The 13234-nt window shown below is 72.0% G+C and carries 10 protein-coding genes; 7 read left to right on the top strand and 3 right to left on the bottom strand.

Annotation, left to right across the window (positions count from 1 at the left end; translation table 11 throughout):
• Positions 1 to 32: 32 nt before the first annotated feature.
• Positions 33 to 2300, bottom strand: coding sequence for a cellulase family glycosylhydrolase (locus tag H4696_RS44395; RefSeq protein ID WP_086864117.1), 2268 nt, complete (start codon positions 2298 to 2300; stop codon positions 33 to 35).
• A 210-nt stretch (positions 2301 to 2510) separates the two neighbouring features.
• On the opposite strand from H4696_RS44395, the gene H4696_RS44390 reads away from it, so the two are divergent.
• The 3 genes from H4696_RS44390 to H4696_RS44380 are packed head-to-tail and all read left to right on the top strand — an operon-like array spanning position 2511 to position 9027.
• Positions 2511 to 5165, top strand: a complete 2655-nt coding sequence (locus H4696_RS44390) for an exo-rhamnogalacturonan lyase family protein (RefSeq protein WP_086864116.1) — start codon at positions 2511 to 2513, stop codon at positions 5163 to 5165.
• Entirely contained in the window at positions 5162 to 6166 is a 1005-nt protein-coding gene (locus tag H4696_RS44385) for a GDSL-type esterase/lipase family protein (RefSeq protein WP_086864115.1), read from the top strand. The genes H4696_RS44390 and H4696_RS44385 overlap by 4 nt, the downstream gene beginning before the upstream one ends.
• A gap of 2 nt (positions 6167 to 6168) precedes the next feature.
• Entirely contained in the window at positions 6169 to 9027 is a 2859-nt protein-coding gene (locus H4696_RS44380; RefSeq protein WP_086864114.1) for a beta-galactosidase, read from the top strand.
• Here the strand turns inward: H4696_RS44380 and H4696_RS44375 are convergent.
• Positions 9006 to 9737: a hypothetical protein gene (locus H4696_RS44375; protein WP_086864113.1), complete on the bottom strand. Its 732-nt coding sequence runs from the start codon at positions 9735 to 9737 to the stop codon at positions 9006 to 9008. The two genes, H4696_RS44380 and H4696_RS44375, sit on opposite strands and share 22 nt — an antisense overlap.
• Before the next feature lie 186 nt (positions 9738 to 9923).
• Between H4696_RS44375 and H4696_RS44370 the strand changes: the two genes are divergently transcribed.
• Genes H4696_RS44370 through H4696_RS44355 form a run of 4 tightly spaced genes read left to right on the top strand, consistent with a single transcriptional unit; the run spans position 9924 to position 12682 of the window.
• Positions 9924 to 10292: an STAS domain-containing protein gene (locus H4696_RS44370; protein WP_249027190.1), complete on the top strand. Its 369-nt coding sequence runs from the start codon at positions 9924 to 9926 to the stop codon at positions 10290 to 10292.
• 37 nt (positions 10293 to 10329) lie between these two features.
• The gene (locus H4696_RS44365; RefSeq protein WP_086864111.1) at positions 10330 to 11130 is read left to right on the top strand and encodes an alpha/beta fold hydrolase; all 801 of its coding nucleotides are present in this window, start codon (positions 10330 to 10332) and stop codon (positions 11128 to 11130) included.
• Positions 11130 to 12341, top strand: a complete 1212-nt coding sequence (locus tag H4696_RS44360; RefSeq protein WP_192782875.1) for a PP2C family protein-serine/threonine phosphatase — start codon at positions 11130 to 11132, stop codon at positions 12339 to 12341. The genes H4696_RS44365 and H4696_RS44360 overlap by 1 nt, the downstream gene beginning before the upstream one ends.
• The gene (locus H4696_RS44355; protein WP_086864110.1) at positions 12338 to 12682 is read left to right on the top strand and encodes an STAS domain-containing protein; all 345 of its coding nucleotides are present in this window, start codon (positions 12338 to 12340) and stop codon (positions 12680 to 12682) included. The genes H4696_RS44360 and H4696_RS44355 overlap by 4 nt, the downstream gene beginning before the upstream one ends.
• 121 nt (positions 12683 to 12803) lie before the next feature.
• Here H4696_RS44355 and H4696_RS44350 read toward each other — a convergent pair whose 3' ends face one another.
• The gene (locus tag H4696_RS44350) at positions 12804 to 13163 is read right to left on the bottom strand and encodes a VOC family protein (protein WP_158104409.1); all 360 of its coding nucleotides are present in this window, start codon (positions 13161 to 13163) and stop codon (positions 12804 to 12806) included.
• Positions 13164 to 13234: the final 71 nt, after the last annotated feature.

The raw sequence follows: 13234 nt of genomic DNA, 5'->3' as shown, positions 1-13234 counted from the left end.
CCTTCTCCGTCCGAAGTCCGAAGTAGACTCGATCAGCCGATCGTGCAAGTGCTCCCGTTCAAGGCGAAGGACACCGGCGCGGGGTTGGTCCCGCTGTAGGTGCCGTTGAAGCCGATGCCGGTCGAGGCGTTCGGCGCCAGGGTGCCGTTCCAGTCCAGGTTCGTCGCGGTCACCGCGCCACCGGACTGCGTGAACGTCGCGCCCCAGCCGGGCAGCGTCACCTTCTGGCCCGCGGTGAAGGTGAAGGCCAGCGTCCAGCCGGTGACCGTGCTCGTGCCGGTGTTGGTGATGGTCACCGAAGCGGTGAACCCGTTACCGCCGCCCCAGCCGGGTGCCGAGTAGGCGACCTTGCACGCGCCGGTGCCCCCGCCCGCGGCGGTCGTCGCCGTCGCGGCCCCGGACGCGGCCGAAGTGTTGCCCGCGGCGTCCTTGGCCCGCACCTGGTAGCGGTACGTGCTCGAGGCGGCCAGGCCGCTGTCGGTGAACGTCGTCGTCCCGCTCGAACCGACCACCGCGAAGGTGCCACCGGACGCACCGGGCGCGCGCAAGACGTCGTAGCCGGTGACGCCGACGTTGTCCGTCGAGGCCGTCCAGCTCAGCGTGACACCCGAAGACGTCACGCCCGAGACGGCCGGGGTGCCCGGCGTCGTCGGCGCCTGCGTGTCCGCGGTGCCCCAACCGTAGATCGTCGCTTCCTTCGATGTCTGCCGGACGCCGTCGGTCCCGTTGAGGAAGCGCTCGCCCCACGCGGTCAGGCTCGCCGGGTCGAAGCCGTTGGTCATGTCGAGGTAGGCGACGTCGCTGCCGTTGCCGCTCCACGACCAGCCGAGGTAGCCGAGGCCGCGAGCCTGCGCCTGGGCCATGATCGTGTCCTCGTCCGGGTCCCCGTCGCTGTGCCTGTTGCCGAATTCGCCGACCACCAGCGGCAGCCCGGCGGTGCGGAACGCGTCGAAGTAGGCGGTGATCTCGGCCGCGGTGTCGTAGACGCCGTACATGTGGATCGAGAACACCGTGTTGTGCTGCGGATCGGCGCTGAGCACCGAAGCGGCGTTGTCCCGCATGATGTTCTGCCAGTCCTGGCCCCACATCGGCGCGTCGGCCATGATCAGGTGCTGCAACCCGGCACCGCGGAGCCGGGTGATGGCGCTCGAAGTCGCGCTCGCCCAGGTGGCGCTGACCTGCTGGTTGTTGCCGAACGGCTCGTTGCCGAGGTTGATGACGACGTAGTTTTCCTGGCCCTTCAACGCGTTCGCGATGCCGATCCAGTAGTCCGCCGCCTGGTCCAGGCTCGCCGCCGCACTTTCCTCGCCGTACCCGGTGGTGTCGTGCACTTCCAGGACGCAGATCAGCCGGGACTGCTTGCACAGCGCGATGATGTTCGTGACCTCGGCCGCCGAGGTCGGGCCCCACCGCTTGCCGCTGCCGAGCACGACTCGGACGGTGTTGGCTCCGAACGACTTGATGTTCGCGAACGCGCTGTTCTGGCTGGTGTACCAGGCGTACGGGTGGTTGACCCCGCGCATCACGAACGCGGCGCCGTTCGCCTCCAGGACGCGGGTGCCGTCGACGTGCAGCCCGGTGGCGGCCGGCGTGCCCGGGCTCAGCGCCGCGACCAGCGCGGGGTACCACTTGCTTTCCATCTTCGCGATGCCGGTGGTGCCGTTGGGGTGGACGCCGTCGGTCGTGTCCGCCGCGGTGTCGAACCCGGTCCACTGGTCGACCACGGTGATCGGCGACGCGGCCGTGCTGTGCGCGGCGGCCCAGCCCGGGATGGCGGCGTTCAGGTCGACCACGCGCTGGGCGCAGGCCGCGCAGTTCGACGGGTTCATCGGGATGATCTTCGCGACGATCAGCTTGGTCGCCGGGTTGCTCGCCCGCATCTGGCCGAGCAGCGTGGTGAAGGCGTCGAGGATCGTGCTCGCGGCGATGCCGTTCCACACGTCGTTGGTGCCCAGGTGCATCAGGACGACGTCCGGGTGCGTCGAAGACAGCCAGCCGGGCAGCTGGTTGTCGCGGGCGATGCCGGTGGCGAGGAAGCCGCCGTGGCCTTCGTTCTCGCCGTCGTAGGTGAACCCGCAGCCCTGGGGCGGCAGCGTGCCGACGAAGTCGACGTCGGTGTGCCCGGTCTCCTGGAGGTGCCGCCACAGCAGCGCCCGCCAGCACCCGGGCGACCCCGTGATGGAGTCACCCAGCGCCATGACCCGCGTGGGCTCGGCCGCGCCTGCCGGGGCGGGAGCCACGACAGCGCAGGCGGCCAGCAGCAGGCCGGCCACGGCCGCGCGGAGAAAACGCCACTTCATACCGACCTCCTGGAGTGCAGCTCGACAGGACAGTTCGATCTGGGAGCGCTCCCACGCTAGCACGCGACGCCGGATCCGAGCACCGCCGGTTTTCGGAGAAAGCGCTTACTCAGGTATTGGACTGATCGGGTTCCGGAGGTTGACAACCCCGGACGCGCGTGGCTTGAATCGGCTCGACCACAGCGGTCGCGAGCTGACCGGAGGCCGAAGATGTCCCCGCAGTTCCCGCTCACCCGGCGCGGCTTCCTCGGCGGCGTCTCCGCGCTGGCCGCCACGGCCGTCGCCCGCCCGGCCACCGCGCGGGCCGCCGATCCGGACGTCCCGCTGCACTGGCTCGACGGCAAGCCGGCGGCTCCCGCGGACTGCACCTTCGGCGTGCCGTGGCCACGGGGAACGCTGGCCAGGACCACCCCGCTGGCCCTGCACACCGCCGACGGCGTCCCGGTTCCCCTGCAGTCCTGGCCACTGGCGTACTGGCCGGACGGCTCGGTGAAGTGGAGCGGCCACGCCGTGACGTCGGCGGCGGAAGCCTTCCGGCTCGGCCCGGGAACGCCCGCGACACCACCGGAACCGGTTGCGGTACACCGGTCACCCCGCGAGATCGTCCTGTCCGACGGAACGATCGAAGTGAAGATCGCGACGGCCGGACCGGTCGCCGTGCCGTCGATCTCCCGCGCGGGCCGGATCGTCGCGAAGGACGGCGAACTCGTGCTCCGGGTCCAGGACCGGCCGGACGACGAAACCGGGACACCGCACCGCGAGGACGGGACCGGCATCGTCGAACGCGCCGAAGTCGAGCAATCGGGGCCCGTGCGCGCGGTGGTGAAGCTGACCGGCCGCTACCGGCTCGGCCCCCGCACGATGCTCCCGTGGTCGATGCGGATCTCCCTCACCACCGGCGGCTCCGTGCGTGTCGTGCACAGCTTCCGGTGGGACGCCGACGAGAACCACGTCTTCGTCCGCGGGCTGGGCCTGCGGTTTTCGGTTCCGCTGACCGGTGAAGCCCACGACCGGCACGTCCGCTTCGGCACCGCCACGAGCGGCGTGTGGGGCGAACCCGTGCGGGTGCTCACCGGACTGCGCCGCGACCCCGGCGCGGCGGTCCGGGCAGCGCAGACGGCCGGTACCGCCACCCCGCCGCTCGCGGAGTGGGGCCGGCAGGTCCGGGACGGCTACCGGAACCTCGCGCTGTGGAACGACTTCACGCTGGTCCAGGAGTCCGCCCGGCACTTCGCCGTCTGGAAGCGCACCGGCTCCGGAGGAAGCTGGCTGCGGCACGCCGGCCGCGGCGACCGCGCGTCCGGCTTCGGCTACGTCGGCGGGACCGGCGGCGGCCTCGGCTTCGGGCTGCGCGACTTCTGGCAGCGCGCCCCGCGTTCGCTCGACATCCGCGGGGCCGCCACGGACACGGCGTCGGTGACGCTCTGGTCGTACTCCCCGCTGGGGCCCGCGATGGACCTGCGCACCTACGACACCGTCGCGCACGGTCTCGACCTGTCCTACGAAGACGTCCAAGCCGGTTTCGCAACGCCGCAGGGCATGGTGCGGTCCACGGAGCTGCGGTTGTGGGCGCTGGAAGCCACGCCGTCCCGGGACGCGATCCCGGCGTTCTCGACGGCGTTGACCGCGCCACCACAGCTCGTCGCGCGGCCCGAGACCTACCACGCGGCCGGGGTGTTCGGCCACTGGAGCCTCCCCGATCGCAGCACACCCGCCCGCGCCGCCCTGGAAGACGGGATCGCGCGGGAAATCGCTTTCTACGCCGATCAAGTCGAAGAGCGCGAATGGGCCGGGTTCTGGCACCACGGCGACGTCATGCACACCTACGACGCCGACCGCCACGAGTGGCGTTACGACGTCGGCGGGTACGCCTGGGACAACGCCGAACTCGGCACCGACGCCCTGCTCTGGTACGCCTTCCTGCGTTCGGGCGACCCGCGGACCTTCCGGCTCGCGCACGCGATGACCCGGCACGTGTCCGAAGTGGACACCCACCACGCCGGGCGGTTCGCCGGGCTCGGCTCGCGCCACGCTGTCGTGCACTGGGGCGACGGCGCCAAGGAAGCGAGGGTCGGCGAGTCGTTCACGAAACGCTTCTCCTACTACCTCACCGCCGACGAGTTGTTGGGCGAGCTCATCCGGTCGTCGCTCCAGGCCGACGAGACGTTGCGCACGGTCGACCCGCTGCGCGAAGTCCTGCCGCCCCAGACGATCGCGCCCGCCCGGCTGCGGATCGGGCCGGACTGGTACGCGCTGGTGAGCAACTGGCTGGCCGAATGGGAACGCACCGGCGACGTCCGCTGGCGCGACCGGATCGTCACCGGCATGCGGGACATCGCCGCGTTCCCCGCCGGGCTGTTCACCGGCGAGGCGGGCGGCGCGATCGGCTTCGACCCGGCGACCGGCCACCTGGTGAACTTCGGCAAGGGCGACTTCGACGGCGGCTACAACCTCGCGATGGCGTTCCTCGGCGAGCAGATCCTGTGGGAGGCCCTGGATCTGGCCGACGTCCCGGAGTTCCGCCGGACCTACCTGGACTTCGCCCGGTACGCCCAGGCCCCGGCGGCGGAGAAGATCGCCCGCTACGGCCGCGACTTCAACCCGGGACTGTTCAAGACGATCTACTCGCGCGTCACGGCGTGGGCGGGCGAGCAGCTCGGTGACGCGAGCCTGCGCCGGCGCGGCTGGGAGCAGTTCACGAGCGATCCCGCCGGGAAGCCGTGGCCGCCCGCGGAACGAGTCGGCGGCACCGCGGTGGCGAGCCCGGTGACGGAGATCCCCGGCGGCTTCGCGACCAACGACTTCGCCCAGCGGAACCTGGCGATCATCGCGCTGCTGGCCATCGCCCCGGAGGAGGCGCCGTGAAGGTACTGGCCCCGCTGCTGGCCGCCGCACTCGCTTTGGGCGCGTCGCCCGCGGCCGCCGCACCGCACTGGACGGTGTGCCCGGGCTCGTGTTCCTTCGACGTACCCCCGGGCGACTACGAGATCGACGCGCTCCTGGCCGACGGCACCGGGATCGACGTCGAGGCCCGGCGGATCGCGCTGGCGCCGGGGCCGGCCGGGCGGCGCTCGGTCACCGTCGAGGTGCGCACGCCGGAGGCCATGCCGAGCGGCGAGGAGGGCCCGGGGACGGCCGGGCTTCAGGTCCGGCTCACCGGCTCGGCGCCGCGGCCGGCCCGGATCGCGGTGACACCCCGGCCGCGGGCCCCGCGGGTCTTCGTCCTCAGCGACTCCACCGCCGCGGACTGGGCGAACCCGCCGAAGAACGGCTGGGCCCAGGCGCTGCCGGCGTTCTTCCGCGCCGGGCCGAGCGTGCGGAACTACGCCCAGTCCGGCGCCGGCACGGTCAGCTACCTCGCCGATCCCCGCTACTTCCCGCGCGTCCGCCCGATGATCCGGCCCGGCGACACCGCGCTGATCCAGCTGGCGCACAACGACAAGCAGACGACCGAAGCCGACTACCGGGCCAACCTCGCCACCCTCGTCGACGGCGTCCGGCGGCAGGGCGGGGCCGCGGTGCTCGTCACGCCACCCGTGCGGCACCGGTTCGGCGCGGACGGGAAGCTCACCCCGCTCGGCCTCGTGGTCAACAACCTGGGCGTCGACCTGCCCGCCGTCATGCGGGACGTCGCCCGGCAGGAAGGGATCCCGCTGCTCGACCTGACCGCCCGCAGCCAGGCGCTCCTCGAAAGCCTGGGGGAAGCCGGTTCTTGGCCGCTCTACCTGACCCTCGCGCACGACGGCGTCGACGACGCGACCCACCTCAGCCGGTACGGCGCCGAGCGGTTCGCCGCGCTGGTGGCGGGCGCCGTCGCCGATGCCCGCTTGCCGCTCGCGCGGTTCCTGCGTCCCGGAAGGCACTGACGATGCGCCGTCTGCTCACCCTGTTCCTCGTCCTCGCCACGGCGGCCGGGCTGAGCACCGCGCCCGCCGCCACGGCCGCGCCGAAGCACCGGATCACCTTCGACAAGTATTCGATGCTGCTCGACGGGCGGCGGGAGTTCGTCTGGTCCGGGGAGTTCCACCCGTTCCGGCTGCCCAGCCCGGATCTGTGGCGTGACGTGCTGCAGAAGATGAAGGCGACCGGTTACACCGCCGTGTCGATCTACTTCGACTGGAACTACCACTCCCCCGCGCCGGGGGTGTACGACTTCACCGGCGTCCGGGACATGGACAAGGTGCTCGACCTCGCCCGGGAGGCGGGGCTCCACGTGATCGCGCGACCCGGCCCGTACATCAACGCCGAGGTCACCGGCGGCGGCTTCCCCGGCTGGCTGACCACCCAGGCGGGCACCGCCCGCAGCGATGCCCCCGACTACCTCGCCGCGGCCGACGAGTGGCTGACCGCGATCGACCGCGTCATCGCGCGGCACCAGTACGTCGACGGCCGCGGCCCGGTGATCCTCTACCAGATCGAGAACGAGCTGGCCGCCACCGGCGAGAGCCAGCGCAACTACATCGCCCACCTCTACGACAAGGTGCGCGCGGACGGCATCACCGTCCCGATCTTCCACAACGACAAGGGCCGCAACGGGATCTGGGTGCCGCCGGACTCCGGCGTGCCGGGGACCCTGCCCGGCAAGGTCGACCTCTACGCGTGGGACACCTACCCCGGCGGCACCTGCCGCCCCGACGCGACGCCCGGCTCGCCGAACACCGCGCCGGACTGGGGTTTGTACGGTCCGGGCGGGGCGAAGGGCGGCGCGAGCGCGTCCCCGAACACCCCCGGCTTCACCGCCGAGTTCGGCGGCGGCTGGTTCGACTACTGGGGCAGCAACGGCACCTACCCGTGCACCGCCGTCCGCCAGGGGCCGGGCTACGAGCGCGTCTTCTACGGCACCAACATCGCGAACGGGCTCACCGTCCAGAACTTCTACATGACCTTCGGCGGCACGTCGTGGGGCTGGCTGCCGGCGCCGGTGGTCTACAGCTCCTACGACTACGGCGCGGCCATCGACGAAGCCCGGCAGCTGCGGCCCAAGGCGTCCACGATGAAGGAACTGGGCTACTTCCTGCAGGCCGTGCCGCCGATCACCAAGCAGGACAAGGCGGCGGCCGTCACGCCGTCGTCGGCCGCGGTGAAGGTGTACCACAACGTCAACCCGGACACGCTGACGCACTTCTACGTGCCGATGCACAACCCCTCGAAGAACACCACGGACGACGTGTTCACCTTCCCGCTGTCCACACCGGACGGTTCCTACACGGTGCCTCAGGCGGGCACGCTGCGGGTGCGCGGTCAGGACGCCAAGCAGCTGGTGGCGAACTTCGAGCTGGCGGGCCAGCACCTGGTGTACTCGACATCGGAGATCATGACCGCCACCGGCGGAACGGCGCTGCTGCACGGACGTCCGGGCGAGGACGGCGAAACGACGCTGCGCTACGCCCAGGAACCGAAGGTCGAGGTGCTGGCGGGCGACGTCACGTCCACTTGGGACGCGGCGCGCGGCGACCTGCGGCTGAACTACGTCCACAACGGACTGGCCCGGGTCCGGGTGTCCGGCGCCGGCCGGCCACCGGTCACCCTGCTGCTCGCCGACGACGCCACCGCGGACACGTTCTGGCGGCAGGGTCCCGCCCTGGTCCGCGGACCGGCGTTGCTGCGGACGGCCCGCCTCGACGGGAACGTGCTCGCGCTGACCGGCGACACCGCCCAGGCCGGCGACCTCGAAGTGTGGGGCCCGGGCACGCGGGTCTCGTGGAATGGACGGCCGGTCCCGGCGCGGCGGACGTCGTCGTCGAGCCTGCTGGCGACGGCACAGCTCCCCGGCCCGGACGCGGTGAAGCTGCCCGCGCTGACCGGCTGGAAGCAGGCCCCGGGCTCGCCCGAGGCCGCGGCCGCCTACGACGACACGGCCTGGACCACTGTGGACAAACCGGCACTCACCGCGGACGACTACGGCTTCCACACCGGCGACGTCTGGTACCGCGGGCACTTCGGCGGCGCGGTCCCGGAGTCGCTGAGCCTCGGCTACGGCGGAGGCGGCGCCGGGATGCTGCAGGCGTGGCTGGACGGGCGCTATCTCGGCCAGCACGTGCTGCCCAGCGCGCTCGCCGCCCCGCCGACGACCGGCACCGCGACCTTCACCGTGCCCGCCGACCTGCGCGGCGACGGCGACCACGTCCTGTCGGTGATGGTGCGGAACAACGGGCACAACGAGGACGGCGGCGTCAACGACGCCCACAAGGAAGGCCGCGGGCTGATCTCGGCGTCGCTCGCCGGCGTCGCGTGGAAGATCCGCGGCGGCGTCCCGGATCCGGTGCGGGGCCCGCTGAACAACGGCGGCCTCGACGGCGAGCTGGCCGGCTGGACCCTGCCCCGCCACTCCGACGCGGGGTGGGCGGCGGGCCAGGTCCCCGCCGCCACCGCGGCCCCCGGGACCACGTGGTACCGCACGGACTTCACCCTCGCCGTGCCGAAGGGGCACGACGCTTCACTGGGCCTGACCATCGGCGACCCGGCGGTCCCGCGCTCGGGTGGCCGCTACCGGGCGCTGATCTTCCTCAACGGGTGGAACCTCGGGCAGTACGTCGCGGACGTCAGCCCGCAGCACACGTTCGTGCTGCCGACCGGCGTCCTCGACCCCCACGGCCGCAACACCCTCGCGCTGGCGGTCACCAGCGACGGCGGCCCGGGCAACGGCCTCGAGAACGTGGCACTGACCGACCTGGGCACGGTCCGCGGCGGCGTCCCGGTCCGGGTTCAGGCGCCGGGACCGGAGTAGATCTCCGAGGCCGGGGGCGCCTGGACGGTGGTGGGCTTGTTCCAGTCGCTGAATTCGATGGCGCCGCTCTTGGGGTCCTGCATGCGCAGCAGGTAGTGCGGCGCGTCGGCGGCGACCGTGGCGACGCCGTCCGGACTGGTGAAGTTCAACGCCGGGACGCCGCCGAGCGTGGTGGGCTCGCCGCCGGTGAAGGTCGACGACGCCAGCTCGCCGACGGTGTTGTCGGTGAACGACTTGTAGTCGAGGAACACCTTGAAGGCGTCGCCGATGCCGGCGCCGATCTTGGCCGTGGACGGGACCCACTTACCGCTGAGCTTCTTGCCGACCGAGGCCGGGATGCCGGCTTCCTTGATCAGCGAGTCGGTGAAGCGGAAGTAGTACTTGTCGCCGACGCGCAGGACGGGGATCTCGATGCCGTCCTTGACCACGGTGCCGCTCGCGCTGTCCTGGTTGAGCTGCAGGTCCAGGTTGATGTTGCCCTCGCTCGCCATGGTGCCCTTGACGCGCACCGAGGAGGCCTGCTTGGCGGCCTCGGTCACGGCGGAACCGACCTTGGCGGCCTCGAGCGCCGGCGGCGCGGTGGAACTGGGCGCCGCGGCGGCCGCGGAGGAGGAACCGGCGGCCGGTTCCACGGTGCCGGAGGTGCCGGAGCAGGCGGCGAGGGCGAAGGTGCCGGCCGCGAGGGCGGCGGCGAGGGACAGGCGTCGCATCGGGAAGTCCGTTCGTGAAGGCCGGGCTACGCCCGGACACGATCGGGCTATCGGCCGACCGGGTGATTCGTTACACCTGGTCGCGCGCGCGAGACACAGATCGCTCCCGCCGGAGGTCGAGGTTTCCCCGGTGCCGGCTGCGGGTATGACCCATCCGGAGAGAAATCGGCAGAGGGAGGGCTTCAGGTGACCGCGGACGGCAATCGGCTCCGGCCCCAGGACCTGGTGACCGTGACGCAGGAGCGCGTCGGCGATGCGACGGTCCTGACGGTGTCCGGCGAAGTCGACCTGCTCAGCGCGTCCGTCCTGAGCGACGGCATCACCGAAGCGCTCGCCGACCCGCCCGAACTGCTCGTGATCGACCTGACCGGAGTCTCGTTCCTCGCTTCCATCGGCATCACGGCCCTGCTCGAAGCCCGCCGCGGCGCCGGCAACGGCACCCGGGTACGGGTCGTCGCGCCCGAGCACAGCGTCGTCGCCCGCACTCTGGAGCTCACCGGTCTGCACGAGACCCTGGCCGTCACGGCGACCCGGGACGCCGCCCTGGCGCGTTGACCAGCCGGTTCCCCCGCGCTGGTGGGAGGATGGGCCGGTGAGCGTGCGCCGCCGGAACAACGTGGTCGTCACCGGTCGTGACGACGGGACCACCCTCCTGCTCGCGCACGGGTTCGGGTGCGACCAAAACCTCTGGCGCCTCGTGGTGCCGCCACTCGGCGAGCGGTACCGCGTGGTGCTGTTCGACCACACCGGGTCGGGCCGCTCGGACACCTCGGCGTGGACCGAGGAGCGCTACCGCGGTCTCGACGGCTACGCCGAGGACGTGCTGACGATCTGCCACGAGCTCGACCTGCGGGACGTCGTCCTGGTCGGGCACTCGGTCAGCGCGATGATCGCGGTGCTGGCCGCCAACCGGGAACCGGACCGGTTCGCGAAGCTGGTGCTGCTCACGCCCTCGCCGTGCTACCTCGACGACGGCGACTACCGGGGCGGGTTCAGCCGCGCGGACATCGACGAGCTGCTCGAGGCGCTCGAGTCCAACTACCTGGGCTGGTCGGCGGCGATGGCGCCGGTGATCATGGGCAACCCGGAGCGCCCGGAGCTCGGCGAGGAGCTGACGAACAGCTTCTGCCGCACCGATCCCGAGATCGCGCGGGTGTTCGCCAGGGCGACCTTCCTCTCCGACAACCGCGCCGACCTGGCGAAGGTCTCCGTGCCGACGCTGGTCGTCCAGTGCGCCCACGACGCCATCGCGCCGCGGGCGGTCGGGCGGTTCACGCACGAGCGGATCGCGGGCAGCGAGCTGGTGACGCTGGACGCGACCGGGCACTGCCCGCAGCTCAGCGCGCCGGAGGCCACCGCCGCCGCGATCACGGCGTTCGTGGGCGGACCGTGATGTGCGAAACCGGCGACCAGGCCGGTCCGGCGTTCTCGGCGTTGCTGGAAGACAGCGCGGACGACCTCTACGAGCACGCGCCCTGCGGGTACCTCTCGACGTTGCTCGACGGCACGATCGCGAAGATCAACGCCACGCTGCTCGGCTGGCTCGGCCGCGAGCGCGACGACGTCGTCGGGCGGCTCCGGTTCGCCGACCTGCTGACCGTCGGCGGCCGGATCTACCACGAGACGCACTTCGCGCCGCTGCTGCGCATGCAAGGCGAGCTCGGCGGGGTCGCGTTCGAGCTGAAGACCGCGGCCGGCGCGCGGCTGCCGGTGCTGGTGACCTCGACGGTCAAGACCGGCGTCGACGGGCAGCCGCAGCTGATCCGGACCACCGTCTTCGACGCGCGGGACCGGCGCGCCTACGAGCAGGAGCTGCTGCGGGCGCGGGAAGCCGCCGAGCAGGAACGCGACCGGGTCCAGCGGCTGGCGCGGACGCTGCAGCAGACCCTGCTCCCGCCGGCGTTGGCCGAGGTGCCCGGCATGGAGGTCGCGGCCTACTACCACCCCGCGTCGGCGGACGAGGTCGGCGGCGACTTCTACGACCTGTTCCCGCTGACCGGCGACACGTGGGGGTTCTTCCTCGGCGACGTCTCCGGGAAGGGCGCCGCGGCGGCCGTGGTGACGTCGATGGCGCGCTACACCCTGCGCGCGGCGGCGGTGTACGCCCCGGACCCGGCCAGCGCGCTGACGTCCCTGAACACCGTGCTCCACCGCGAGTACCGCGGCGCCGATCCGCGCTACTGCACCGTCGTGCACGGCCGCGTGCGGCCCGACGACGGCGGTGCGGCGGTCACCCTGGCCACCGGCGGCCACCCGCCGGCGCTGCTGATCCGCGCCGACGGGACGTCCGAGTTCCTCCCCGAACCGGGCGGCCAGCTGGTCGGCGCGCTGCCCGACGCCCGCTTCACCACCGTGGACGTGCGCCTGGCGCCGGGCGACACCCTGCTGCTCTACAGCGACGGGCTGACCGAAGCCCGCACGAACGGCCGCACCCGCTACAGCGAAGAGCGGCTGCGGACGCACCTGACCGGCCTGGCACCCACCACCGCACCGGCGGTCGTCACGGCCGTGACCGAACTGCTCGCGGGCTTCGGCGACGGCGTCGACGACGACACCGCACTGCTCGCACTGAGCGTCCCGCTCCCCGGAGGCGATCCACCGTGACCTTGTTCTCGACCACCACCCGGACCACCGGAACAGGCCCGGTCGTCACGATCGGCGGCGAGCTCGACGTGGCCACCTCACCCCGCCTGCGCGCCGAGATCGACGCGGCGCCGTTGGAACGCGGCCAGCTGCTGGTGGTGGACCTGGCCGAAGTCACGTTCTGCGACTCCAGCGGCATTTCCGCCCTCATCGCGGCCCGCAACGTCGCGGAAGCGGCCGGGGCGGCGCTCGCGCTGGTCGCGGTCCCGGCGCGGCTCAGCCGGACGTTCGGGTTGATCGGGCTCGGGACGTTCTTCCCGACCTTCCCGAGCGCCGAAGCGGCGATCACCGCGCACAGCTAGTGTCGCGCGTCCGAGGTTCGGTGACAGCACGGCGGTGAGTGCGAACGTCTTGAATGAGTCATTCAGGTCTTCGGAGGTCCTGAATGACTCATTCAAGACCTTTGGTCCGGGTGCTCCGACCCTAACGCGGGCTGTGGTCGGCGAACTCGACCGTGAACCCGTCCGGATCCCGCAGCTGGAGCTGCCGCTCGAACCCCCGGTCCCGCGGCGGCCCGAGCACCGGGACCCCGCGGGCCACGAAGTCCGCGTACAGCTCGTCGAGGTCGTCGGTGAGCAGCTCGACCTGGACGAACGCCCGCAGCTTGCGGCTCTCCCGCTCGACGGCCGCACCCAGTTCGAGCAGGCCGAGCGTGCCGGTATCCAGGCGCAGCAAGGCAAACCGGCCATTACGGATTTCGGTGGCGAACCCGAGGGATTCGTAGAAGGGGAGCGAGCGGTCGAGGCTGGTGACCGGCAGGCTCATCCCGGCGAACGTGATCAAGGCGCACTCCATCGGCTGGTGCGCCAAAGGAGTCCGCCGAACGGGCGTTCCGACGCCGCACCCGTCCGTGG

This window comes from Amycolatopsis lexingtonensis (assembly GCF_014873755.1).
Taxonomy (GTDB): domain Bacteria; phylum Actinomycetota; class Actinomycetes; order Mycobacteriales; family Pseudonocardiaceae; genus Amycolatopsis; species Amycolatopsis lexingtonensis.
Note: the sequence above shows the minus strand (reverse complement) of the source record. Positions and strands in the feature narration are given on the sequence as shown.